We start from the raw sequence: 24,679 nt of genomic DNA on the forward strand, positions 1-24,679 counted from the left end.
CATGTCCGGGGACGTCGCTATCCGACGCCCGTGGGCGCCCGTCGAGTGAGCACACGATCGCCGTTAGACGACGATGACGTCGTTTTCGAGCCGACCGATCCCGTCGATCTCGATGGCGATCGTATCGCCCTCCTGAAGCGTGAAGTCGTCCTCGGGAACCAGCGAGGTCCCGGTGAGGAGCACGGCCAGTTCCGGGACGGCGTTGTGGCGGGTGAGGTACGACGTCAACTCCTCGCAGCTCCGTTTCATCTGGTCCGTCGAGGTCGACCCCTCGAACCGTGTTCCGCCGTCCCGTTCGATCGACATCCGCATCTCGAGGTCGTGGGGGTCCCCGATGGAATCGGCGGAGGCGACCGACGGGCCGATCGAACAGCAGCGGTCGTAGACCTTCGCCTGCGGGAGGTAAAGCGGGTTCTCTCCCTCGATCGACCGGCTGCTCATGTCGTTTCCGATCGTGTACCCGACCGGCTCGCCGCGGTAGAGGACGACCCCCAGCTCCGGCTCCGGGACGTCCCACGTCGAGTCCTCGCGGATCCCGACCGACTCGCCGTGGCCGACGGTCCGGTTGGGCGTGGCCTTGAAGAAGATCTCCGGGCGCTCGGCGTCGTAGACGTGGTCGTAGATGTCCGGCTCGGAACTCTCCTCCTCGCGGGCCTGCTCGCTGATCTCGTAGGTCACGCCCGCCGCCCACACCTCGTCGGCGCGCGCGGGGAGCGTGGCCGCCGAGAGCGCGCCCGCCGGCAGCTCGTCGGACGTCTCGATCGCCGCCTCGGCGATCGCGTCGATCGTCGAGCCGCTTCGCGCGGCCGCCGCCGCCAGCGCGCGGAACGACCCGATCGGCGTCTCCGCCGTGCCGAGATCGAAGACGCCGTCGTCGGTGCTCGCTACCAGTCCGTCCGCCGTATCGTCCAGTCGGTAATACTGCATGATGGGTCTCCCGATCGACGTCGCGATCGGTTGTCGTCTCGAACGGTTGCGGGTGAACGGTATAAAAACTGCGGTCGGTCGTTCACGCCGGGGAGACGCCCACCCGGAGACCGCTCACCAGGAGGTGATCTCCACGTCGCGAAGCGGGCGGTCGAGCGGAACGGAGACCTGTCCGCCGGTGTAGTGTGAGACGTAGAACCCGACGATGATCTCGAGCGAGCGGGTCGCCTCCTCACCGGTCGACTGGTTTTCCGCGTTCCCGTCGAGCAGGTCCTGGAGGTGGTCGGCCGCGTTCGCGAACGACCGCTTGTAGTCGTCCTCCCACGTCCAGGAGCCGTCGATGTCGGGGATCTCCCGTTCTACGTGCTCGCCGTCCTCCAGCGACCAGTAGCGCCACTCGCCGTCGTCGTTGTTCATGTACAGTTTCCCCTCCGAGCCGATGACGTTGAGCGTCATCGAGGACTCCTCGCGGGGGATCGTACAGTCGATCGTGGTGAAGGTCCCGTCGTCCATCACGACGAACCCGCCGCCGCCGGCGTCGTCGACGTCGCGGTCGGCCGAAAGCGAGTCGACCGCCTCGTTCTCGCCCGTGATGTACCCGCTCACCCGCTCGGCGCGGGCGTCCAGCAGGTAGACGAGCGTGTCGAGCAGGTGCGTCGAGTTCCGCAACAGCTCCATGCGGAACTGGGTGCTCACCGACTTGACGTCGCCGAGCAGCTCGCCCCCCTGGACGTGATCGCGAAGCGTCCGCAGCTTGTCGGTGAACCGGAACGAGTGGTTGATCACGAGCTCCGTGTCGGTCTCCGAACAGACGTCGACCATCCGTTCCGCGTCGGTCACCGAGGAGGCGATCGGTTTTTCACACCAGATCACGTCCGGATCCGCGGCCGACCCGGCGGCGTCGACGACGTGGTCGTGATGGAGGAACGACGGCGTACACACGGAGACGACGTCGAGGTCCTCGGCCTCGAGCATCGCGTCGTGGCCCACGTAGCGGCCCGACTCGGGGATCTCCCAGGCCTCGCCGAACGTCTCGAGCTTCTCCTCGTCGACGTCCGCGACCGCGACCAGCTCGATGTCGTCGGTCTGGTCGTAGCCGCCGGCGTGGCTCGCGTCGATCTTCTCCCTGCCGATCGCCTCCTCGTCGTGCATCCCGAGGATGCCCATCCCGGCGATTCCGCCGGTTCCGATGATCCCGGCGCGGTAGGGTTCGCTCATTCGTAGACGTGGACGCTGCCGGTGGCGTTGTCCTGGATGAACTCCCAGTCGTACTCGACGCCGAGGCCGGGACCGTCCGGCACGGGCACCGTCCCGTCCTCGTCGATCGTGTCGATGAGGTCCGAGTAGTCGCCCTTGTAGACCGGCGGTGCCGGGTTCTGGGCGCCCGGATGGACGAGGGCGAGTTCGTAGTAGTTGGCGTTGCGGGTGGCGGCGAGGCAGTGGCGCTGTGCGGGGCCGGGCGCGTGATACTCGACGTCGAGCCCGAAGCCCTCCGCGGCGTTAGCGATCTTCATCGCGCCCGTGATCCCTGCGTCGTACTCGGGATCCGCGCGGACGAAGTCGGTCGCGCCGTTCGCGATGAAGTCCACGTGCGGTTCGAGCCCGCGGACGTGCTCCGTCTGGAGGATCGGCGTGTCGATCTTCTCCATCAGCTTCCCGTGGCCGTGCTGGGTGATGCCGCCGTCGCGGTAGGGGTCCTCGTACCAGTAGAAGTCCTGTTCGTCGCACGCCTTCCCGACCTGCAGCGCGTCGCCCCACGTCTCGTACTCGCAGGCGGGATCGAGCATGAGGTCCATCTCGTCGCCGACGCGCTCGCCCACCGCGTGCACCGTCTCGATCTCCCGATCGAGGTCGCGGGAGGCGTCGCTGCCGCCCCAGCCGTGGATCTTGAAGCCGGGATAGCCCATCTCGAGGCAGTCCTCGGCGAAGTCGGCGAACGCCTCGGGCGAGTCGAGCCCGCCGTTCTCGTCGCCGTGATAGGTGGAGGCGTAGGCGGGGAGGCGCTCGCGGTAGGTGCCGAGCAGCTCGTGGATGGGCGCATCGTAGTACTTGCCGGCGAAGTCCCAAAGCGCGATGTCGATCGGACCGATTCCCATCCGGTCGTACTTCCGCAGCGCGCGCTTGATCTCCGACCAGTGGCGCTCGCGCTTGAGCGGGTTCTTCCCGATCAGGTAGTCCGCGAACATGTTGATCTGGGCCGCGCCGGGCGAGTTCCCGCCCACGTACTCGCCCGTGATCCCCTCGTCCGTGTGGACCTCGATCGCGAACAGCTTGCGTTCGAGCGTCGATCCGGGCTCGTAGACGATGTTGAACCCGGACTCGTCCATCCCGACGTTCTCGAGGGGATAGCTGAATTCCGTGCTCTCGATGCGTGTGATCTCTGGGCTCACACGAGGGGATTCTCGATCCGGTTTAATAAATGTATCAAAGACGCCGTCGATCGCTTCGTCGTTCACTCGGCGTCGTCGATCGCTTCGTGGGTGTGTTCGAGCGCCGCGGCCGCGCTCTCCGCGAGGTGGACCGCGTCCACGCCGGCGATGATGTAGTCGACGCCCCACTCGAGGCGCGCCTCACGTTCCTCGGCCGTCGTTGCGAGGGTTCCGACCGCGACGCCGGCGTCGTGGGCGACCGAGACGACCTCGTCGATCGCCGCCTGGAACTCCTCGTTTTCCCACTCGCCGAAGAGGTCCATCGACATCGACAGGTCGACGGGACCGATGAACACCCCGTCGATGCCGTCGACGGCCGCGATCTCGGCGGCGTTCTCGATCGCCGGCTCCGACTCCAGCTGGACGTGTCTGACGAGCGATCGCTCCACCGTCTCGACGTGCTCGCCGAGGTCGCGGCCGTAGGACGCGCGGCTGATCCCCAGTCCGCGTCGCCCCTCGGGCGGATAGCGGCTCGCCTCGACGATCGCCTCGGCCTCCTCCGCCGTCTCGACCATCGGGACGAGCACCGCGTCCGGGCCGAGGTCGAGCGTCTTCTTCAGCGTCGTCGGGTCGCCGTCGGGCACTCGAACGAGCGCCTCCGAGTCGCCGGAGGCGCAGTCGATCCCCCGAAGGATGTTCTCCATCGTCTCGTAGGAGGTCGGGGAGTGTTCGGCGTCGACGCTGACGAAGTCGTAGCCGACCTCGCCGAGCAGCTCGCCGACGGCCGGCGACGGGAACGTCGCCCACGTGCCGACCAACGGCCTCGATGCTTCCGCCGCGTTCTGGAGCCGCGTATCGGTTTCCATGCCCGGCGTTTCGAGGGCGGGGGTACATATACTTTTGATTCCGGCCGGTTCCGCCCCGAACGCGCCGCCGTCGTCTCAAAAGTGCGCGAACTTGTCCCGGCGGTAGAGGTCGAGTTCGCTCACGGTGTTCGGCGGCCGCTGTTTGGCCGCGAAGACGATCGCCTCCGCGATCTCCTCGGGTTCCGTCACCTCGCCCGGCTCGAACCGGTCCTTCAGCGGGTCGTCGCTCTCGGAACCGAACTCCGTGCGCACCTCGGTCGAGTTGACCACCGTTACGCCGATGTCGTCGTCGCCCACCGCGCCCTCCAGGCTCAACGCGAAGCCGCGGGTCCACCACTTCGTGGCGGCATAGACCGGGTTGAACGGCCGCGGGTACTGCCCGGAGAAGCTCCCGAGGAAGACGATGTTCCCGGAGGACTCCCGGAGGTGCGGCAGGGACCGCTGGGCGGTGTAGAACATCCCGTTGACGTTCACCTGGGTCATGAGGAGATACTCCTCCTCGGTCAGCGACTCGACGTCCTTGCCGACCCCGAGCCCGGCGTTGGCGACGACGACGTCGAGGGCGCCGAACGCCCCGACCGTCTCCTCGATCGACGCCTCGACCTGGTCCGGCTCCCGGACGTCGGTCGGCACGACGAGCGCCTCGACGTCGTGTTCCGACTCGATCTCGGCCGCGATCTCCTCGAGCCGTTCCACCCTGCGGGCCGCGAGGGCGACGTTCGCGCCCTCCGCTGCGAGCGCGAGCGCGGTCGCCCTGCCGATTCCGGAGGTCGCTCCCGTGACGAACGCCGCCGCGTCATCGAGCGTGTCTGCGTCCATTGCGTCTCGATCACCCGCAAGCGTCAGCATAAACGTACCGCCGCCGGACGGTTCTCCGTCGGTTTCATCGGTTACTCCTCCCTCGAGATTCCTCCGAAACGGGCGGTATTCCGGGCGACCCGCGTTCGGCCCCAACGAAAGGGTTATGGCCGTCGTTTGCCAGATACCCGCACATGGTAGAAACCTTCACCGGCTACCGACGACCTGGCGGACGGATCGGGGTGCGGAATCACGTCGCCGTGATCCCGACGTCCGTCGCGGCCTCCGCCGTCGCCTCCGCGGTCGCGGAGGAGGCGGGGGCGTGGGCGCGAGCGACGCCCCACCAGCTCGGAACGAGCCAGCCGAAAGCCGCGCGCGAACAGACTGAACGGGTCCTCGAGGGCATCGGCCAGAACCCGAACGCCGGCGGCGCGCTCGTCGTCGAACTCGGGACCGAGGACATCGACGCCGGGACGCTCGCGGACGGCATCGCCGCCAACGGCACGCCCGTCGAAACCCTCTCGATCCGGGAGGTCGGCGGCACCGCGGGCGCGGTCTCCGCGGGCGTCGAGGCCCTCGATCGGCTCAACGGGGAGGCCGAATCCGACCGGCGCGAGGAGGCGGACGCCTCCGAGCTGGTCTTCGGCGTGGAGTGTGGCGGCAGCGACGCCACGAGCGGGATCGCGGCCAACCCCGGCGTCGGCGCGGGCTGTGACCGGCTCGTCGAGGCGGGCGGGACGGCCTGCTTCAGCGAGACGCCGGAGTTCATCGGCGCGGAACACATCCTCGCCGAGCGCTGCGTCGACGAGGAGACCCGCGAGCGGCTCCTCGAGCGCGTCGACGCCAGGGAGGCCCTGGCCGAGAACATGGGCGTCGACATCCGCGGGGCACAGCCCTCCCCCGGCAACCAGGAGGGCGGGCTGACCACGATCGAGGAGAAGAGCCTCGGCGCGATCTCCAAGGGCGGCACCTCGCCGGTCCGCGGCATCGTCGACTACGGCGAGGACCTGCCCGTCGGCGGCGGGCTCGTCCTCATGGACACGCCGGGCTACGACGTCGAGAGCGTGGTCGGAAAGGTCGCCGGCGGCGCGCAGGTGATCGCCTTCACGACCGGACGCGGCAGCACCACGGGCAACCCCATCGCCCCCGTGATCAAGGTGACCGGGAACCCGAAGACCTGGGACCGGATGTCGAACAACATGGACGTGAACGCGAGCACCGTCTTCGACGGCGACTCCATCGACGCCGTCGGCGGGCGCGTCTACGAGACCTTACTCGAGGTCGCGGACGGCCGCCTGACCGAGGCGGAGAACCGCCGACTCGAGGAGTTCGCGATCAACGAGATCCAGCCGCGTGAGCTGACCTCGGAGGTGAGCGCATGAAGGGACGCGTTCTCGACGACCTGCTTTTGATGATGGCCGAGGACGACTCGGTCTCCACCGCAGTCGAGGACCTCGAGGCGGGCACCGAGGTCGTCTTCGACGACCGCCGGATCGTCGTCTCCGAGGACGTCCCGTTCGGCCACAAGGTCGCGTTGGAACCCCACGACGCCGGGGACGCGATCCGAAAGTACGACGAAGTGATAGGCACCGCCAGCGCGCCGATCGAGGCCGGCGAGTGGGTCCACACCCACAACTGCGACAGCACCCGCGGACGCGGTGACCAGGCCGCGGCCGAGGAGGGATCCGCATGAGCGGCGCCGACGCTCCAGCCGGGACCTTCGAGGGCGTTCGCCGTGGGGACGGCACGGTCGGGGTCCGCGATTCCGTCCTCGTGTTGCCTTCCGTCATCTGTTCGCACGTCGTCGCCGAACGGATCGCGGAACGCGTTCCGAACGCGATCGCGGCGCCACACGACCACGGTTGCGCCCAGATCGGCGCCGACGCCGATCAGACCCGGCGCACGTTCCTCGCGCTCGCGCGCAACCCGAACGTGGCCGGCACGGTCGTCGTCGGGCTCGGCTGCGAGGTCGTCCAGAGCGACGAGGTCGCGGAGGCGCTCGAGGAGATGGACGTTCCCGTCCGCGAGCTGTCGATTCAGGGCGCCGGCGGCGTCGACGAGTGCATCGAACGCGGCGCGGCCGCCGCGGCGGAGCTCGTCGACGACCACGTGGCAGACCGGTCGCCGTCCTCCCTCGAGGACCTCACCGTCGGGGTCGTCTCGAGCGACCTCGACGAGTCGACGGTCTCCGAGGCCGATCCGCTCGTCCGCGAGGTCGTCGATCGCGTCGTCGACGCCGGCGGTCGCGTCGTCGTCTCCGGGAACGAGCGGATCGCCGCCCACCCGGACGCGGCACGCGCCGCGACCGATGGCGACGACGTCGAGGAGTCGATGTCGGCACTGATCGAACGGCACGGCCAGAACCCGGATCGGGCGACTCGGGTCGGCCGCGCCGCACGCGGGATGTCCTTCGAGGACGCGACGGGATCGTGGGGTAGCCACCCCGTCTCCGAGGTCGTCGAGTACGGGGATCAGGTCGGCATCGACGAGGGAGTCGCCGTCGTGGACGCGCCCTCCCGGTTCGCCGAGGCGACGACCGGTCTCGCGGCCGCGGGCGCGAACCTCGTCGTTCACATCACGGGTGACGGGGTCGTCGCCGGCCACCCGATCGTTCCCGTCCTCAAGGTCACGGGCGACGCCGACACCGGCGAGGCGCTCTCCGAGGACATCGACGTGCTCGCGACGGAGACCGACGCCGACGACGTGGTCGATCGGCTTCTCGAGGTCGCCAACGGCGACGAGTGTCGCGCGGAGGCCCACGGCATCACGCAGTTCGCCATCACCCGCGTCGGCCCCTCGATGTAGCGGGTTCGGCCCGAATCTTTCCTCCCGTTTCGTCCGATCGGAACCGTCTCTTCAGAACGAACTCGCGGAGAACCCGCCGTCGACGACCACGATCTCGCCGGTCACGTAGGCCGCGGCGTCGCTCGCGAGGTAGACCGCCGCGCCGGCGACGTCCTCCGGGCGACCCATTCGGCCGGCGGACGCGCGCTCCGTGACGCGTTCGTATCGGTACGACCCCTCCGCGTAGGCGTCGGCCGTCTGCTCGGTCGCGATGAATCCCGGCCGGATCGCGTTGACGCGGATCTCCGGTCCCAGGTCCTTCGCCGCTGCGCGCGTGTACCCGTCGATCCCCCCCTTCGCGGAGGCGTAGGCCGCCAGGTCGGACATCCCCTGCTCGGAGGAGATCGACGCGATCGAGATCACGGACTCCAGATCCGTCGCGTTCGCGAACGTCTGCACCGTCCGGTGGACCCCGACAAGCTGGACGTCCAGGACGTGTTCGAACTCCTCGTCCGTCACGTCGCGGACGGAGGACCTGGCGATCGCGCTCGGCGAGTTCACGAGGACGTCGACGCCACCGAAACGCTCTACGGTTCGTTCGGTGAGCGCCTCCAGCGAGTCCCGGTCGGTCACGTCGCAGGTCGCCTCCAGGGCCTCGGCCCCGCGATCGCGGATCTCCTCGGCCGTGGACGCCACCTTCGAGTCCGTCCGGCTCGTTGCGACCACGTTCGCGCCCTCCTCGGCGAACGCGAGCGCGATCGCCCGCCCGATCCCGCTCGTTCCGCCGACGACCACGGCCGTCTTTCCGGAAACGCTCACCGGGGCGTACTCGAACTCCTCACGCTCGCCACCGGACTCCTCCCGATCGTCGTTCGTCTCGGACATGCGCGATCGATCGATCCGGGATCGCAAATACGTTCCCGTCCGCGTCGGTGCCGGCGACGGCGCGTGTCGAACCCGTGTGCGTTTCGAAACGCTTTATTCCACACGATCGACCCTATGGGTATGCATCGAGTGCGATTTTGCGACCCGGCGGGAAGCGTTCGAACCGGCGAGTGGACCGACGAGGGGATCGTCTTCGACGGCCGGACCTATGCTCCCGAATCGGTCGAGATCCTGCCGCCGTGTGAGCCGACGAAGGTCGTCTGTGTCGGTCGGAACTACGCGAAGCACGCGGCCGAGACGAACTCGGAGATCCCCGACCGACCGCTGTTGTTCCTCAAGCCGCCGAACGCCCTGTCGGCCCACGGCGACACCGTTCCGCTGCCGGCCGGCAAGGAGCGGGTCGAACACGAGGCCGAACTCGCCGTCGTGATCGGCGAGCAGTGTCGAAACGTACCCGAGGAGGAGGCCATGGAGTACGTCGCCGGCTTCACCTGCCTCGACGACGTCTCGAACCGCGACGACCAGCGGATCGAACGGAACTGGGTCCGCGGGAAGGCGTTCGACAACTCCTGTCCGATCGGGCCCGTCCTCGCGACGCCGGAGGAGGTTCCCGAGGACGCCCGGATCAGCCTCCGGGTCAACGGCGAGACCAGACAGGACTCCACGCTCTCGCGGTTCATCTTCACCGTTCCCGAACTGATCGCGGAGATCACGAGCTACATGACCCTCGAGGCGGGCGACGTCGTCTCGACCGGAACGCCCGAGGGCGTCGCTCCGCTCTCCGACGGCGACCGTGTCGAGGTCGACATCGAGGGGATCCGAACGCTCGAACACACGGTTCGACGCGATTGAGCTTCGGCCGTCCGTTTCGACTCCTGCTCGAGGCCGACGCTGATCGCCCTCGACGCACGATCCCGTCCCACGATGTAAAACGATCATTTGACGAGTTCGTCGATCGATCCCGGAATTCCGACCGGCGTACTCTCGCGCGAGCGGATCGAGGCGACGAAAAACACCGATCAGCCCGACCAGAGCGAGGACTTCCACGCGGTCCGATCAGTTCGGTATTGGGAGACGACCACGTCGGGTTTCCCTTCAGCACTGTCCATCGTCTCCACCGTGCGTGTGGCCGGCTTTACCGATCCGCCGATCCGTGCGAACGTTACACGCATATGCGCGTCACGCCATCCGGCTCGGGACGCATCAGTTCGTCTCCGTGACCAGGTCGTTTTATTATATGGGACGATGATTCGGATCGAAGCGATCCGGCGATCGTCGAGACCGGTGGTGTCTCACTGCACCGTTCAAGCGGAGCGAGCCGCCTCCACCGCGTCGACGAACTCGCGGGCGCTCTCGCGCACGCCGTCCATGTCGTCCGCCTCGATCGCCTCGTAGTCGACGAGCGCCGAGCCCGCGCCGACCGCCATCGCGCCCGCCTCGAAGTAGTCCGCGACGTTGTCGGCCGAGACGCCGCCGGTCGGCATGATCGGGACGTCGCCCAGCGGACCGTGGAGGGCGCCGATGTGGTCCGGTCCGACCGTGGAGGCCGGAAACAGCTTGAGGACGTCCGCGCCGGCGTCCATCGCCTCGACCGCCTCGGTCGGGGTCATCACGCCGGGGACGGCGACGACGTCCTCCTCGTTGCAGGCCTCCACGACCGACTCGTCGAAGTCGGGCGCCAGGACGAACTCGGCGCCGGCGTCGATCGCCTTCCGTGCGGTCGGCGCGTCCAGCACCGTCCCGGCCCCGACGACCGCGTCGGTGTCGCCGAGACGCTCGTCGATGGTCCCGATCATCTCCGCGTAGCGGTCGGCGTCCGCGGTGACCTCGAGGGCGGTCACGCCGCCGTCGTACATCGCCTCGGCGATCTCCCCGACCCGGTCGGCCGGAACGCCGCGCAACACCGCGACGACGCCGCTCTCCTCGAGCCTCTCTACGACCGCCTGTTTCCCGTTCATGAATCGGCCTTCGATCGGTCCGCGCAAAAAGATGTGCGATCCCGGGTATCGATACCGCTCCGATGACCGTGTGGGGTGTTTTCGCGTGTCATTTGACGTGCGCGTTTCTCGGAATAATTATCACTTAGATAAAAATATAGAATATAAATACTACATCGATCCATCCCGGACCGTTTCATACACTATCGATTCGATAAATGTCGTTTACATGGGTTATTCGGTTGAATTAAGCGATGTTTCCGATCTTCACCGTCGGTGAACTGGCTGGCATTATTTTTATCTGTATATCGTTATGTATCGTTTTTAACTATACTTTTGATATTCATCTCGACGTCGCTGAATCTCGACGACAGAGGGAACGAACTAAGCGGTTCGACGGCGAACGGGAGGACATGATCGAGCGACCGTTGCGAAACCGGTGTAGCGGCACGGACCCCGCTCCGTGCTTCGACGCCCGGCGTTCGACTCGTCCGTTCCCGGGGGCCTCCCGTCGCTCCCGATTCGGGGGGGCGACGACGTGAGCGGCGACGAGGAACTCGCCAAGGACCTCGGACTGCTGGCGGCGTTGACGATCGGGATCGGGACGATGATCGGCGCCGGGATCTTCGTCCTCCCCGGCACCGCCGTCGCCCGCGCCGGTCCCCTCTCCGCCGCGACGTTCGTCATCGGCGGCGTGATCGCGCTGTTCACGGCGCTTTCTGCCTCCGAGCTCGGGACCGCCATGCCGCGGTCCGGCGGCGCCTATTTCTACATCAACCGCGCGCTCGGTCCCCTGTTCGGATCGATAAGCGGCTGGGCCAACTGGCTGGGGCTGGCGTTCGCCTCCGCGTTCTACATGTACGGGTTCGGCGAGTACGTCAACGCGCTCGTCGGCGCGCCCGCGCTCGCGCTCGGCCCGGTCTCGCTTTCCGCGGCTCAGACGATCGGCCTCGTCGGCGCGTTCCTGTTCATCGCGGTCAACTACGTCGGTGCCAAGGAGACCGGCGGCCTCCAGAACGTGATCGTCATCACGCTGTTGGCCATTCTCGGGCTGTTCACGGTCGTCGGGCTGTTCAACGCCGACCTCGAAACGCTTCGGCCGATCGCGCCGCCGGGCACCGCGGGCGAGGTGCTTCCCGTCACGGCGATCGTCTTCGTCTCCTACCTCGGGTTCGTCCAGATCACCTCTGTCGCCGAGGAGATCAAGGATCCGGGACGCAACCTCCCGCGGGCCGTCATCGGCTCCGTGGTGATCGTCACCACCATCTACGCGCTGTTCCTCGTCGTGTTGCTCGCGGCGGTCCCCAACGAGATGGTCGCGAACAACGACACCGCCGTCGTCGAGGCCGCACAGTTGCTCTTCGGTCGGTACTCGATCTTCGGCGCCGGGCTCGGAATCGTCGGATGGGGGCTCCTGCTCTTCGGCGGGCTGCTCGCGACCGCCTCCTCGGCGAACGCGTCGATCCTCTCCTCCTCGCGGATCAACTTCGCGATGGGCCGGGAGAAGATCGTCACCCCGCAGCTCAACGAGATCCACGGTCGGTTCGGGACGCCCTACCGCTCCATCGCCGTCACGGGCGTGCTCATCGTGGTCTTTCTCGTCTTCGGCAACCTCGAGGTGCTCGCCACCGCGGGCTCCGTGTTGCACCTCATCGTCTACGGCCTGTTGAACCTCGCGTTGATCGTGATGCGCGAGGCCGAACCCGCCGACTACGACCCGGACTTCGAGGTACCCCTCTATCCCGTCGTCCCCATCGTCGGCGCCGTCACCTCCTTCGCGCTCATCGCCTACATCGAGCCGCTGGTCATCGCGCTCTCGGCCGTCCTCGTGGCGTTCGCGATCGTCTGGTACTTCGGATACGCGCGCTCGCGCGTCGAGGATTCCGGCGTTCTCGCGGAGTGGATCCTCGACCGCTCCGACGAGCTGCCCGACGCCGCCGTCTCCGCCGCCACGTCCGTCCAGCCCGACGGCGGGACCTATCGGGTGATGGTCCCCCTCGCGAACCCGAACACCGAGGCACACCTCATCTCGCTGGCCGCCGCGATCGCCAAACAGCACGACGGGACCGTCGTCGCCGTGAACATCGCGAACGTGCCCGACCAGACCTCCCTCGCGGCCGCCCGCGATCGCGGCGCCCACGACGCGGCCTACGACCTCCTCGATCGCGCCAAGGACGACGTCGAGACCTTCGACGTCGACGTCGAGACCCACGTCATCCTCTCACACCGGACCTTCGAGGAGATCTTCGACGCCGCGAGGACCTACGGGGCCGACCTCACGGTGATGGGGTGGGGCGAGGACTCCCACGGATCGCCCGGCCGGGCCGAGTCCGCGGTCGACGAGCTGGCCCACTCGCTGCCGAGCGACTTCCTCGTGTTCAAGGACCGCGGGTTCGACACCTCCCGCGTCCTCGTTCCCACCGCCGGCGGCCCCGACTCCGATCTCTCCGCCGCGGTCGCGCGCATGCTGCGCGCGGAGTTCGACTCCGAGATCACGCTGTTCCACGTCGCCGACGATCGCGACGCCGGCGAGCGGTTCCTCCGCGAGTGGGCAACCGAGCACGACCTCGAGGACGCGGCGATCCGCGTCGAGACCGGCGACGTCCAGGAACGCATCGCCGAGGCCGCGGCCGACGCCACGATGCTCGTGATCGGCGCCACCGAGCGCGGCCTCCTCTCGCGGCTCGTCCGCGGGTCCCTCGTGTTGGACGTCCTCTACGAGGTCGACTGTTCGGTCCTCCTCGCCGAGAAGAAACACGAACGCGGGCTCCGCGAGCGGCTGTTCGGGGCCGGCGCCCGCGAACGCGAGGTTTCGAGCACGGCCGCCTCGCTCGACTCCGACGACGAGTCGACGAACGGCTCCTTCGAGGAGCCCGCAGAGGACTCCTCCGACGGTTCTGCGGAGGGCCCCTCCGCCGGATCTACGGAGGGCCCCCCCGAGGATCGATAACCGGACCCTCCGTACCCCGTCCTTTTTATCCGATACCGCGGTAGAGGGTGGTATGAACGCGGACGACGGCGTCGACGGTGGGCCCGGTTCGAGCGAGGCGTCCTCCGACGATGTCGACCTTGCGACCCTCCTCGACGTCGCGGACGCGACGGGGATCGTCGACGACGTTTCGACCGTCGAATCGGTCGAAACGACGCTTCCGTCCGGTTCGGGGACGCCGGACGGTCTCTCCTCGATCCTCGTCGCGATCGGGGACGGCCCGCACTCCGGGGCCACCGTCGATCTCGCGAGCGCGCTCGCACGCGAAAGCGGTGCGTGGCTCGAGCTGTTCCACGTCGTCCCCGACGGGGGCAGCGGTGGCGGAGCCGTTTCCACCGAAGTCGAGGACGCGAGTTCGCCGCGTCACCGGGACGCGGCGAACGACTCGGACGACTCGGACGGACCCGACGACGCGATCACGGCCGGCGAGGGGCTGTTGTCGGCCGCGAAGGACCGCGTCGGCGAGTGCGACCGGATCGACACCTGGCTGTTCGAGGGCGACTCGCCGGCGAGCGCCATCGTCGAACAGTCCTCCTACTACGACGCCGTCGTCCTCGGTGCCCCGACGAGCGGTCGAGTCGAGCGGTTCGTCCTCGGATCGACGACCGGAACCGTCCGATCGGACGCGGTCTGTCCGGTCATCGTCGTCACCGCCGCCGGCTCGACGCCGATCGTCTTCGGGTGATCGTCGGTTCGGTCCTCACCCGCCGCTCGACGTTCCACGCTTGGCCCAACCCCGCTCGCCCCGCCGCTCGACGTTCGCTATCCGTCCGGGTGTCCCCGAACGATCTCCACCCCGCTGGAGGCGCCGATGCGCTCCGCGCCCGCCTCGAACATCGCCATCGCCTCCTCGTAGCTTCCGATCCCGCCCGAGGCCTTCACCGGAAGGTACTCGCTCATCAGCTCCACGTCGGCCACCGTCGCGCCGCCGTCGGCGAACCCCGTCGAGGTCTTCACCATGTCGGCGTCGGCGGCGACCGCCGCCTCACAGGCGCGGTGGATCTCGGCCTCCGAGAGGAGCGCCGTCTCGAGGATGACCTTCACCGGGATCGGTACGGCCGCGACGACGTCCGCGAGCTCCGCAGTCACCGTGTCCGTCTCGCCGGCCTGCAGCCGGCCGACGTTGATCACGACGTCGAGCTCGTCGGCGCCGTCGTTCCAGGCGTTCTCCGCCTCGTCGTGTTTCGAGGCCGCCGACGACTGCCCGTGGGGAAACCCGATCACGGTCGCGATCGTGACCGGACTCGTCGCCGTCGCACCCTCCAGATAACACGGGGGGATACACGCGTTCATGCCGTACTCCTCGGCGGCATCGAGCACGGACGAGACGTCGCTCCAGGTCGTCTCCGGGCCCAACACGGTGTGGTCGATCCGGCTCGCGAGCTCCCGTCGGTCCATGTCCGCTCCTCGGGGGCACGGTAGAAAGGTCTGCGGGTCGCTCCAACCCGGACGGGGCCTTCCTCGGTCGGTGGGTCGCTCCGTCGACCCTCCGCGGCCACCCGCCGGCTTATTGGCGATGGACGACAACTGGGTCCCATGACCCGCTTCGACGCCGCGACGGAGACCGAGCGGCGACGGCTGTTCGCGGACGCGGTGGCCGCACACAGGCGCCGTTCGAGCCCGGTGATGACGGTGGACGTCGACCCCGACGACGACACGACCGACGGCGGCGACGTCGCGCCGTGGATCCAGCTCGCCGGGACGGAGGTCGTCCTCGACGTCACGGACGCGGAGCTCGAGCGTCTCAAGGACCTCCTCGGGGAGTACCCGGAGTTCCGGATCGACGAGCTCGAGAGCCCGGAGGACGCCGAGGGGACGAACGCGGTCATCACCGCCCGCTCGGACCCGAACCGGATCGCGGGGTTCATCGAGGCCGCCTTCCTGCGCGTCTTCGAGCTGGAGGAGGACTACCGCGCGTGGGTCACCGCGGTTTGAGGCCCTCCGATCGCCGGCGATCGTCCGATCAAGACTATACGGGTGGGGATCGAAGCGCCGGTATGACCGAGCTGCTCTCCCGCGTGCTCGTCCCGATCGCCAACGAGGCGGACGCCGTCGACACCTACGATTCGCTCTCCGGGTACCTCGATTCGGAGACGACGATCCTCGTCGTCCACGTCATCGAGAAGGCCGGCGGCGGGATCGACAAGGCGGGCGTCGAACAGCGCGAGGAGATCGCCGAGACGGCCTTCGAGGCGGTTCGAGGCCTCGCGAACGCCGACGACGTCCCGGTCGAGACCGGGATCCACTACGGAACCGACGTCGCGGAGACGATAAACGCCGCGGCCGACGAACGCGACGCGACCGCGATCGCCTTCCGATCGCGTGGCGGCGGACGGATACTCGATTTCCTCTCGGGCAGCGTTCGAACGAAACTCGTCACCGGAAGCGACCTCCCCGTCATCGCGTTGCCCCGCGACGGGATGGAGTGATGTCGGCGCGCCCGCGAACGGCCCGTGGGCGCCTCGATCACTTCGACGCCGTTCCTCGACGCACGTAGAGGTACGCGAGCACCGGGACGATGGTCAAAAAGAGCGTCGCGGCGGCCCACGCCCACGGGTAGGAGATCTCCCGATCGCACGCGTCCCGGTAGATCCACGTCGCGGCGGCGACGACCACGCCGTAGACGACGGCGTAGTAGACCCCGGCTCGGACCGTAGCGAGGGAGACGAAGAGCGCGATCCCGTCGAGAGGGGTCATCTCCAGGGCCGCGACTCGTCCGTGATCTCGCCGGCGATCGGCGTCCGGATCGTCTCGACTGGATCCTCGGCGTTCGCGAGCGCCCACATGGTCTTTACCGTCGCGGTGCCCGGAAGCATGTCCTCGCCCTCGATCACGCCCGCATCGAGGAGGTCCCGGCCGGTGTCGTAGACCCGATCGCAGACCCGCCCGGCGAGACACTGGCTCGTCATCACGACGAGCGTTCCGTCGTCGACCAGCTCCTCGATCCGCGGGATGAGGTCGGTGTTCACGTGTCCGAGCCCGGTCCCCTCGACGACGACCCCCGATTTTCCCTCGAGGTACTCGAGCGCGGCCGGATCCATCCCGGGCGTGAACTTGAGAAGCTCGACCTCGGGGTCGAGGTCCGGGTCGATGTCGAGGTCGGTCGCCCCCCGGCTCGTGTGCTCGCGGCGGAACGTGATCGCTTCCTCCGCGGCCTCGCCGTCGGCGCCCGCCTCGCTCGCGGTCGCGTAGTCGATCTCGGCGAGCGGCTTCGCGCCGATCGTCTCGAAGGCGTCGCGTCGGGAGGTGTGGTTCTTGCGCACGCGCGTGCCGCGATGGAGCGCGCACGCCCGGTCGGACTCGTCGGCGTGCATGCAGACGAGCACCTCCGCGCAGTCGGATTTGGCCGCCTCGACCGCACAGACCGCGTTCATGACGTTGTCGGAGGAGGGGCGGTCGGCCGACCGCTGGCTTCCGGTGAGGACGACGGGAACCGGCGTCTCCAGCATGAACGAGAGCGCGGCCGCGGAGTACTGCATCGTGTCCGTCCCGTGCATGACCACCACGCCGTCGGCGCCGGCCTCGATCTCCTCGTGGACCGCCCGGGCGAGTTCGCGCCAGATCGAGGGATCCATGTTCTCCGAGAGGATGTTGGCCACGACCCGCCCGCGGTAGTTCGCCCGTCCGGCGAGGTCCGGGACCGCCCGGAGCACGTCCTCGGCGTCGAACCGGGCGGTGACAGCACCCGTCCGGTAGTCGACGGTCGAGGCGATCGTTCCGCCAGTCGAGATGAGCGAGATCGTGGGCAGGTCCTCGCCGAAGTCGATCTCCGAGACGGCGCCGGTCTCGGCGCCGTCCCCGTCGTCGATCGCGTGGACGTCCGTCTCGAGGACGTCGACGGTCGCCTCCTCGCGGTCGACGCCGACGTTGTAGCCTCCCTCGAGCTTCAAGACGAGCCGATCCGGCGTCGTGGAGGGCATCAACACGCCCTCGTTCGTGACGCCCGCGCGCTCGATTCGGACGCGGTCCCCTGGGTTCATACGCCCCGATTGCCACGGGGTCGACTTGAATCCAACCGTTCGGGTCGCCGCTCAGCCGGTCAGCCCGCCTCGAACCCGGTTCGCGATCCGAAGCACCGTCTCGTGTGCGCCCACGAGCACGCAGACCGCGACGACGATCGTCGCTGCCGAACGGGCCGTCGAGAGGAGGCCGAGCGAGACGATGAGCGTCGTCGCACACGCGGGCGCGTGGTTCGTCCGGGTGGCGATCATCGCCCAGCTCGTCGCCGCGATGGACGCCATGCCGGAGGCCGCAAGCCGGAGCCCGTCGATCGAGAACGGCGGCGGCGAGGCCGTGAGGGCGACGCCCTCCGCCAGCAGGTGGTAGGCCGCGAACCCCGCGATCGCCCCGATCAGGTGGCTGCCGACGACGCGGTAGGCCCGATCACGCCCCCCGCGCCTGTCGAAGGCCAGCAGGAACGCGGAGGGGCCGAGGCTCGGAAAGACGAACGGCTGTCCCGTCGCCCAGGCGACCGCGCCGAGGACGGTGAAAAGCAGGCTCGCGTACAGGCTCGTGTACACGCGGCGTCTGACCACGCCCCGCGTGTTTCGCCCGCCTGTGCAAAAGCCGACCGGATCACGGTGCGAGGAGCAATCCCCCGACGGCGATCGAGATGAACACGAGCTTCATCGCCGTGTTGACCGCGATCACCTTCGTTCCGAACTCCGGGCCCCAGATGCCGAACTGGAAGGGGATCGACCGCTTGAACGTCGAGACCGCAAAGGAGACGATCCCGCCGAGCAACATCGTCGCGACCGCGGTCCGCGGCGTGAACGTCTCCCCGATGAGCGGCGCGATCGCGACCGCCCCGGCGGTGGTATCGAGCGAGTAGACGGCGACGATCGCGACCGATGCGCCGGGCAGCCCGAGCGCCGACGTCAGCGGCTCCGCGACCCCGGTCAGCGCCTCCACGTCCACGTTGTTCACCAGCGCGATCACGAGCGTGTAGACGATCGCGAGCCGGGGAACGATCCGGGCAAGCGTTCCGTAGGAGCTCTCGGCGGCCGCGACCGCCCGATCCCGGGTGGTGCGGTCCGCGTCCGTCCCCGCGTCGACATCGCCATCACCGCCACCGTCGTCGCCTCCGCCGCCATCGTTCCCGGTGCCGTCGCTTCCCTCCGAGACCCCGTCGATCGCGGCGAGTGCCGACCGGTCGACGTTGCGTGCGGAGAGGACGAGCCCCCCGATGAGGACCCCACAGACGGTGATCGCGAGCGAGATCCCCGCCCGGATCGAGACGTACAACACGCCCGTTCGAAGCCCGAGGATCGGGATCAACACCGGCGCGTAGTAGGTGAAGACGTGCTGGAGGAACCCGAAGAACGTGTTTATCATCACGGCCACGATCGTCGCCCGGTCGTCGAGCAGCCCCGACTCGCGGTACTCCGCGAGCGTGGCGTAGCCGGCCGTCGTCGACGCCGCGGTGGTGAGGATCGCGGTTCCGACCTCGTCCGGCAGGTTCGCCGGCCGCGTCAGATAGCCGGCGACCCCCGCGACGTGCTCGATCAGTCCGAACTCCACGGCGAGGTTCGCGGCGTAGACCCCGAGCGCGATGAAGACCGCGATCCGGACGATCCGCGGGAGGACCTCACGAAGCAGCGACGCCGCCTCCGCCGCGAACGCCTCGGCGCCCGGGACGACGGCCGGGGCGCTCTGGAGGGTCGAGCCGGGGTCCGCGATCACGGCGCGGGCGGCGATCGCGGCGAGTTCGAGAAGCGCCGGTCCGACGGTGACGGCCGCGTTCACGGCCGGGATTGGAGCGGGGGAGACAAATTCCCGTCGAAGCCGGCCGATCTTCGCGCCCGATCATCGACGGTCCTCGGGGTCCGACTCCCCCTCGAATCCCACCTCACCTCTCGAATCCCACCTCACCCCTCGAAGCCGTCCTCCCACCGGAAGGTGCCGTTCCGCTGGACGACCTCGCCGTCGATCTCGAGCGTGGAGTCGCCGGAGACGTCGGCGATCAGATCGACGTGGACCGCGGAGTCGTTGCCCGACTCGCCGGCCGGCAGGCAGGCGTCGTAGGCGCGACCGAGCGCGAGGTGGACGGTCCCGGCCATCTTCTCGTCGAACAGGATCGAGTCCGTGGCCCGGTCGATCCCGCGGTTCATCCCGATCCCGAGTTCCCCGATCCGCCTCGCGCCGCCGTCGGTCTCCAGGACGGACGCGATCGCCTCGGCGCCCGTCTCGGCCTCGAAGTCCGTGACCTCGCCGTCCGCCAGGGTGAGCCGGACGTCGCGCACCCGCGTTCCCTCGATCGTCATCGGAACGTCGAAGCGGATCTCGCCGTCGACGCCCGCGGGCGCCGTGAACACCTCGCCGGACGGGAGGTTGTGGGAGTCGTAGGCTACGGAGGCCGCCGAGTTGACCGCGGTCCGGCCGGCGATCGACAGCGTCAGGTCCGTCTCGGGCTCGCCGTCGCGTTCCGTGCGGATTCGGACCATCTCGCCGTCGTCGAGGAGCTCCTTCAGGATCGCCATCTCCTCGGCCAGCGATTCCCAGTCGCGGAGGACCGCATTGTAGACGAACTCACGGTGCTCCTCGTGGGCCATCCCGGCCTGCTGGGCGAGGCTCCGGGTCGGGTGGACCGTCGAGACCCAGTCCGTCTCCATGCGGGCCTCCCGGATCCCGCGTCGGGACCTGGCGTACCCCTGCCGGATCCCGTCGGACACGTCCGCGGTCGCGGCCGTGTTCCGGCCGCCGCCGAGCCGGAGGTACGCGTCGGCCGCCTCGAGGAGCGCGAGCTCGTGGGGCGGGTCCGAGTCGAACTCGGGCGGCTCGGCCTCGAAGTCGCCCGAACTCGCGTCCTCACGCCCCTTCAGAATCGCGCGTTCGACCTCCCCGGACCCGTAGAGCGTCACGACGTTCGCGCCCCGCTCGCCGAGCTCCCTCGCGACCGCGACGCCGAGGTCGTGTGCGTCCTCGGCGACGCTCACGACCACGTCGTCTCCGGCCTCGATCCGCGCGCTCCAGTCGACCAGCACCGCGGCGTGCTCGCGTACGCGTTCGTCCATGATCTCGTCTCGTCGCGTGGTCTGAAAAATGGGTCCGTCTCGTCGTGAGGCCGGAAACATGGGCCCGTCGTCGTGTGGCCGGAGACCCGTCCGGTTCGATCCCTCCGAGACCGTCCTAGAGCACGAGCGAGATCGCCTGGTTGAGGAACCCGATCGCGAACACGCCGACGAGAACGACGGTCGCGATCACCACGATCGGCGAGAGCAGTTCGTCGTTCTCCTCGTCGACGATGTATCGGTCCATACCCGGCGTTCTCGACGCGTCGGTTTACCGCTTTCGGGGCTTTCTCTCGAAAGCGTGCCCGATCACTCATCGGGGACGAGACAGTACGCGTGGCCCGGAACCTCCACCCTCGTCTCTTCGTCGTCGTTCCAGTACCCGGAGAGGACGGCGCGTTCGGCGTAGTAGATCCGTCCGTCGTGGGGGACGGCCGCGCTCGTGACGTGGCCGTTGTTCGCGACCGTCCAGCGCACCTCGCCGGTGTCCTTCTCGAGCGCGTAGAGGTTCCCGTCGTAGGACCCCACGAGCACGGCGTCGGAAGTCACGGTGAGCGACCCGATCACGCTGCCGTGGACGTTTCGCGACCAGATCCGGTCGCCGGTCTCCATGTCGAGCGCGTGGACGTGGCGGTCGTCGCTTCCGACGTAGATGATCCCCGTCTCCGGGTCCACGCCGGGATTCGACATGATGATCTCGCCCGTCTCGAAGGACCACAGCTCCGTGCCGTCGACGACGTCGAGACAGTAGAAGAAGCCGTCCCAGGAGCCGACGAACGCGCGCCCGTCGTACTGGGGGATCGTCCCCTTGACGTGGTGGTCGGTCTCGAAGGACCACTCGAACTCGAGGGACGGGAACTCCCAGCTGTAACAGACCCCGTCGTTCGAGGCGGTGATCATCCGCTCGTACTCGGGGTCGATCGACGTCGAGGGGTGGGGCATCCCCCACAGCCGGTCGTCGCTCCACAGCGGCTGGCCCGTCTCCGCGTCGACGGCCCACATCGTGCCGGCCGGCGGGTGGTTGTACTCGACGACGACGTACAACACGCCGTCCCAGTAGGCCGGACTCGATCCGATGGCGATGGCGCCGTCGAAGGCGATCCGGGAGGTCCGCCAGACCTGCTCGCCCGTCCGCACGTCGAACGCGTAGAGGTCACCGTCGTAGCCGCCGATGTAGGCCACGCCGTCGACGATCGTGGGCGTTCCGTGGATCCCGAGCGACGTCGCGCCCGTCCGGGCCGTCCACCGACTGCGCCCCTTCGGGGTGACCGCGTGGACGAGCCCCGTGTCCGCGGGGATGACGATCGTCTCGCCGTCCGGCGTCGGGCGGGGACTCGCCTTCGCGGCCGTGTGGCCGATGTAGTTGGCCGGGAACTGCCAGTTCACCGCCACCGAGTCGGGCACGGTCGCATCGGGGTAGTACCCGAGCCGGCGCAGCCCGCGTCTGAACATCGTCACGCCGTCGTCGTCCGGATACGTCCGATCGCCGGGAAGCGGTTCCGGGTCGAAGTCCGCCTGGCTGCGGTCGTACCGCGGCCCGGTCCGGAGTCCCGAACAGCCGGCGATCCCGGCCAGCGAGCCGGCGGTCAGTCCCGCCAGGAACCGGCGGCGGGAGACGGTTCGACCGTCGGGCGTCTCGTCCTGTGGGGGCGACATCCGATCGATCCAACCGACCGACCTCACGGGTATAGCTGTTGTGCTCCACGGCTCACGTGCCGCCGTCGCCGTCTCGCTCCTCGTCGCCCGTGGTGATCGAGGTCTCGAAGCTCACGCCGTCCAGGTGGGCGTCCGGATGGTTCGGCAGGTACGTTCCCTCCCTCCCGCAGTCGGTGGCGAGGCGACACACCTTCCGCTCGGGCGGCCAGACGACCTCGACCACGCTCCCGTCGCGTCCCTCCGCGTCGGCGTCCGAGGCCTCGGATCCATCCACTTCGCTCACTCGAACGTCGAGATCCTGTCGGTAGGTGAGCGTCCCCCCGTCCGGCTGGGTCAGCGTGATCGAAAGCGAGACCCTGCCGTCGTCCTCGGGCACGGGGACGGCCGCCGCGTCGACGGCGTCCTCCCCGCCGTCGCTTCCAGCCGCCGGCAACCGAACGCGCTCGGCATCCATCCGCCAGGGAACGGCGAGGGATCCGTCGGGATCGGCCACGACGTAGCTCGCGTGCTCGTCGCCCGCACCCTCGATGCGAACCCTCGCGCTAGTTACGCGGTCCGGGATCCCCACCGTCGCCTCGCCTTCGAGGACCGCGCCGCGGCGGACCTCGATCCGCTCCAACCTCGGCGTCACGTGCCGGTCGCCCGTCGGCGTCCACTCGCCGCGGTAGGTGTAGCGGTGATACTCGCGGTCGGGATAGGCGTCGAACACGGTGAAGTCCTCGCCCGGGTCCCGATCGAGCGCGTAGACGACCGGCCCGTCGAAGCCCGGATCGTTGCGGAGATACTGGAACGGGTGGTTCTGCCACTCGCCGTAGGGTGCGGGGATGATGACGAGCGCGTTCTCGAACTCCGCCGTCTCGATCGGCTCGTAGGCGGTCTCGTACTTCTCGGCGTGGGCGGCGTTTCGATCGACGGGCTCCGCGACGACGGCCGCGTTCGCTCCCCCGGCGAGGAGCACGCCGGCGAGCACCACGGCCGCCAGGCACGCGCGGACGACGGTTCCGTCGGGATCGATCCCCGTCCCGTCCGACTCGAGGAGGTCCCGGATCGCCTCCCGAGCCCGACGCCATCCCACGACGACGCCGATCGCGGCGAACACCGAAAGCGGAACGAGCAGGTCGAAGTGGTAGATCGGCCCGAACTGCGAGACGATCCCGTTCGTCGGGTCGTCCATCGTCGCGAGGACGTTGTAGTTGCCCCAGAAGGCGACGTTGCCGAGCGGAACCGTCACGAACAGTCCCGCGAGCAGCTTCCCGGACGTCCCTCGGATCGAACGGTCGTCGAACTTCCCGATCGAACGCCCGCCGGCCTCCTCGCCCATCCGTGCCGCTCGCCGCCGCCCGGCTCGGCTCCATCGGCGGAGCGCCACCGCGAGCCCGCCGGCGGCCGCCGCGCTGCCGAGCGCGCCGGCCGTGAACCACCGGGTCAACAGGTACCACAGGACGTATCCGTTCGCGCGCAGCGCCAGCTCCGGCGTGTAGACGATCGAGTGGCCGAGGATCCGCCGGCGCCCGAATCCCGGTCCGTCGAGGGGAGCGAACACCGCGTAGGGGAACGTGGTCGCCGACCCCGTCATGCGGGCGTTGTAGGCGAGCGTGACTCCGACGAAGAGGAGCCCGAACAGGGCGGTGGCGAGGTTCCGCCGGATCGGGGAGGGAAGCACCCCCCACCGGAGCGCGTCCGGTCCGCGCTCGCGGATGCGGCCGAGGACCCCCTCGTCTTTGCCCGCGGCGATCACGGCGTATCCGGCGTGTGCGATGAAGGGGGCCGCGAACAGCACGGCCGTGTAGGGCCGCGAGAAGAAGGCGATCCCGACCGCGATCCCGGCGAGAACGCCCCACCGGATCGACTCCTCGCGGACGCCCCGGAGGTACGCGACCGCGAACGCGAGGTTTAACGCGGTGGTCGGCGCGTACGGCAGAAAGACCGACGTGGTGACGACCGCCATCGGCGCGGCCGCGAAGACGACCGCGGCGACCACGCCGACCCGCCGGTCCCACGCCATCGAGGCGAGCCGATACACGAGAAAGGCGTTCGCGGCCGCGACCGCCGCGAGGGTCACGCGCGGTTCGCCGAGGAGGCCCATCGCGACCGCGTACATCGCGGACGGAACCGGCGAGTACTTCGGGTAGAGCCGCCCTCCGTCCTCGATGAAGAACCACGGGTGGAACGCGTCCGCCAGTTCACCGGCGTGAAGCTCCAGTTGCCCCTCGAGCAGCATCGCCGCCTGCATGAGATAGACCGCCTCGTCGTGGTTGCTCGAGTGATAGGCGAAGACGGTGGACGCGACGGTGAAGACGACGACTCCCGAAACTCCCGCGATCAGGGCCGCCAGCCACGTCTCCGGTAGCGCTCGGCGCACCCGGCGCTGGCCGGCTGCGAGCGTCCGGTCGATCGTGGCGCGGATTCGTTCTAACACGATTCGGGTGCGGGTCGACGGAGGCGAGTCGGTACCGAT

General features: G+C 68.7%; 24 protein-coding genes. 8 read left to right on the plus strand and 16 right to left on the minus strand.

Annotated elements, in window-relative coordinates; genetic code table 11:
- Positions 1-63: 63 nt before the first annotated feature.
- From ACZ5YD_RS12985 to ACZ5YD_RS13005, 5 genes are all read right to left on the minus strand, one after another.
- Positions 64-927 carry a fumarylacetoacetate hydrolase family protein gene (locus ACZ5YD_RS12985; RefSeq protein ID WP_379743939.1) on the minus strand — a complete coding sequence of 288 codons (864 nt, stop codon included), beginning with the start codon at positions 925-927 and terminating at the stop codon, positions 64-66.
- 114 nt (positions 928-1,041) lie between these two features.
- Positions 1,042-2,145 (minus strand): Gfo/Idh/MocA family protein, encoded by a 1,104-nt coding sequence (locus ACZ5YD_RS12990; RefSeq protein ID WP_379743937.1) that lies wholly within the window; start codon positions 2,143-2,145, stop codon positions 1,042-1,044.
- Positions 2,142-3,317 carry an enolase C-terminal domain-like protein gene (locus ACZ5YD_RS12995; RefSeq protein WP_379743935.1) on the minus strand — a complete coding sequence of 392 codons (1,176 nt, stop codon included), beginning with the start codon at positions 3,315-3,317 and terminating at the stop codon, positions 2,142-2,144. Before ACZ5YD_RS12995 ends, ACZ5YD_RS12990 begins: the two co-directional genes overlap by 4 nt.
- A 62-nt stretch (positions 3,318-3,379) precedes the next feature.
- Positions 3,380-4,162, minus strand: coding sequence for an HpcH/HpaI aldolase family protein (locus ACZ5YD_RS13000; RefSeq protein ID WP_379743933.1), 783 nt, complete (start codon positions 4,160-4,162; stop codon positions 3,380-3,382).
- 75 nt (positions 4,163-4,237) lie between these two features.
- Complete coding sequence (locus tag ACZ5YD_RS13005) at positions 4,238-4,981, minus strand: SDR family oxidoreductase (RefSeq protein WP_379743931.1); 744 nt, start codon at positions 4,979-4,981, stop codon at positions 4,238-4,240.
- Positions 4,982-5,154: 173 nt separating this feature from the next.
- On the opposite strand from ACZ5YD_RS13005, the gene ACZ5YD_RS13010 reads away from it, so the two are divergent.
- From ACZ5YD_RS13010 to ACZ5YD_RS13020, 3 genes are read left to right on the plus strand one after another with little or no spacing between them, the layout of a single operon-like run.
- On the plus strand, positions 5,155-6,342 hold the full coding sequence (locus tag ACZ5YD_RS13010) for a UxaA family hydrolase (protein WP_379743929.1): 1,188 nt from the start codon (positions 5,155-5,157) through the stop codon (positions 6,340-6,342).
- Complete coding sequence (locus ACZ5YD_RS13015; protein WP_379743927.1) at positions 6,339-6,653, plus strand: UxaA family hydrolase; 315 nt, start codon at positions 6,339-6,341, stop codon at positions 6,651-6,653. Before ACZ5YD_RS13010 ends, ACZ5YD_RS13015 begins: the two co-directional genes overlap by 4 nt.
- Positions 6,650-7,765 (plus strand): UxaA family hydrolase, encoded by a 1,116-nt coding sequence (locus tag ACZ5YD_RS13020; RefSeq protein WP_379743925.1) that lies wholly within the window; start codon positions 6,650-6,652, stop codon positions 7,763-7,765. The genes ACZ5YD_RS13015 and ACZ5YD_RS13020 overlap by 4 nt, the downstream gene beginning before the upstream one ends.
- A 51-nt stretch (positions 7,766-7,816) precedes the next feature.
- Here the strand turns inward: ACZ5YD_RS13020 and ACZ5YD_RS13025 are convergent, their stop codons facing one another.
- The gene (locus ACZ5YD_RS13025; protein WP_379743923.1) at positions 7,817-8,629 is read right to left on the minus strand and encodes an SDR family NAD(P)-dependent oxidoreductase; all 813 of its coding nucleotides are present in this window, start codon (positions 8,627-8,629) and stop codon (positions 7,817-7,819) included.
- A 120-nt stretch (positions 8,630-8,749) separates the two neighbouring features.
- On the opposite strand from ACZ5YD_RS13025, the gene ACZ5YD_RS13030 reads away from it, so the two are divergent.
- Complete coding sequence (locus ACZ5YD_RS13030) at positions 8,750-9,481, plus strand: fumarylacetoacetate hydrolase family protein (protein WP_379743921.1); 732 nt, start codon at positions 8,750-8,752, stop codon at positions 9,479-9,481.
- A 452-nt stretch (positions 9,482-9,933) separates the two neighbouring features.
- On the opposite strand, the gene ACZ5YD_RS13035 is transcribed toward ACZ5YD_RS13030, so the two are convergent.
- Positions 9,934-10,587: a bifunctional 4-hydroxy-2-oxoglutarate aldolase/2-dehydro-3-deoxy-phosphogluconate aldolase gene (locus ACZ5YD_RS13035; protein WP_379743919.1), complete on the minus strand. Its 654-nt coding sequence runs from the start codon at positions 10,585-10,587 to the stop codon at positions 9,934-9,936.
- 517 nt (positions 10,588-11,104) lie between these two features.
- Between ACZ5YD_RS13035 and ACZ5YD_RS13040 the strand changes: the two genes are divergently transcribed.
- Positions 11,105-13,516, plus strand: coding sequence for an amino acid permease (locus tag ACZ5YD_RS13040; protein WP_379743917.1), 2,412 nt, complete (start codon positions 11,105-11,107; stop codon positions 13,514-13,516).
- A gap of 52 nt (positions 13,517-13,568) precedes the next feature.
- Entirely contained in the window at positions 13,569-14,240 is a 672-nt protein-coding gene (locus ACZ5YD_RS13045; RefSeq protein WP_379743915.1) for a universal stress protein, read from the plus strand.
- A gap of 77 nt (positions 14,241-14,317) precedes the next feature.
- Here the strand turns inward: ACZ5YD_RS13045 and deoC are convergent, their stop codons facing one another.
- Positions 14,318-14,953: a deoxyribose-phosphate aldolase gene (gene deoC, locus ACZ5YD_RS13050; protein WP_379743913.1), complete on the minus strand. Its 636-nt coding sequence runs from the start codon at positions 14,951-14,953 to the stop codon at positions 14,318-14,320.
- 138 nt (positions 14,954-15,091) lie between these two features.
- On the opposite strand from deoC, the gene ACZ5YD_RS13055 reads away from it, so the two are divergent.
- Positions 15,092-15,490, plus strand: a complete 399-nt coding sequence (locus ACZ5YD_RS13055; RefSeq protein ID WP_379743911.1) for a hypothetical protein — start codon at positions 15,092-15,094, stop codon at positions 15,488-15,490.
- 62 nt (positions 15,491-15,552) lie between these two features.
- Positions 15,553-15,984, plus strand: a complete 432-nt coding sequence (locus ACZ5YD_RS13060; protein ID WP_379743909.1) for a universal stress protein — start codon at positions 15,553-15,555, stop codon at positions 15,982-15,984.
- Positions 15,985-16,021: 37 nt separating this feature from the next.
- On the opposite strand, the gene ACZ5YD_RS13065 is transcribed toward ACZ5YD_RS13060, so the two are convergent.
- The 8 genes from ACZ5YD_RS13065 to ACZ5YD_RS13100 all read right to left on the minus strand — a co-directional run bounded on the left by ACZ5YD_RS13065 (position 16,022) and on the right by ACZ5YD_RS13100 (position 24,640).
- Positions 16,022-16,252 carry a hypothetical protein gene (locus ACZ5YD_RS13065; RefSeq protein WP_379743907.1) on the minus strand — a complete coding sequence of 77 codons (231 nt, stop codon included), beginning with the start codon at positions 16,250-16,252 and terminating at the stop codon, positions 16,022-16,024.
- Positions 16,249-17,535: a Glu-tRNA(Gln) amidotransferase subunit GatD gene (gene gatD, locus ACZ5YD_RS13070; protein WP_379743905.1), complete on the minus strand. Its 1,287-nt coding sequence runs from the start codon at positions 17,533-17,535 to the stop codon at positions 16,249-16,251. The genes ACZ5YD_RS13065 and gatD overlap by 4 nt, the downstream gene beginning before the upstream one ends.
- Positions 17,536-17,586: 51 nt before the next feature.
- Entirely contained in the window at positions 17,587-18,090 is a 504-nt protein-coding gene (locus ACZ5YD_RS13075; protein ID WP_379743903.1) for an HPP family protein, read from the minus strand.
- A gap of 40 nt (positions 18,091-18,130) precedes the next feature.
- Positions 18,131-19,153, minus strand: a complete 1,023-nt coding sequence (locus ACZ5YD_RS13080) for a nucleoside recognition protein (protein WP_379745564.1) — start codon at positions 19,151-19,153, stop codon at positions 18,131-18,133.
- 269 nt (positions 19,154-19,422) lie between these two features.
- Positions 19,423-20,568, minus strand: coding sequence for an aminopeptidase (locus ACZ5YD_RS13085; RefSeq protein ID WP_379743901.1), 1,146 nt, complete (start codon positions 20,566-20,568; stop codon positions 19,423-19,425).
- Between the two features lie 115 nt (positions 20,569-20,683).
- Positions 20,684-20,812, minus strand: coding sequence for a hypothetical protein (locus ACZ5YD_RS13090; RefSeq protein ID WP_379743899.1), 129 nt, complete (start codon positions 20,810-20,812; stop codon positions 20,684-20,686).
- Positions 20,813-20,874: 62 nt separating this feature from the next.
- Entirely contained in the window at positions 20,875-22,221 is a 1,347-nt protein-coding gene (locus ACZ5YD_RS13095) for an outer membrane protein assembly factor BamB family protein (protein WP_379743897.1), read from the minus strand.
- Positions 22,222-22,273: 52 nt separating this feature from the next.
- Complete coding sequence (locus tag ACZ5YD_RS13100) at positions 22,274-24,640, minus strand: DUF7846 domain-containing protein (RefSeq protein ID WP_379743895.1); 2,367 nt, start codon at positions 24,638-24,640, stop codon at positions 22,274-22,276.
- Between the last annotated feature and the right edge of the window lie 39 nt (positions 24,641-24,679).

It is taken from the genome of Halopenitus salinus, from assembly GCF_055397165.1.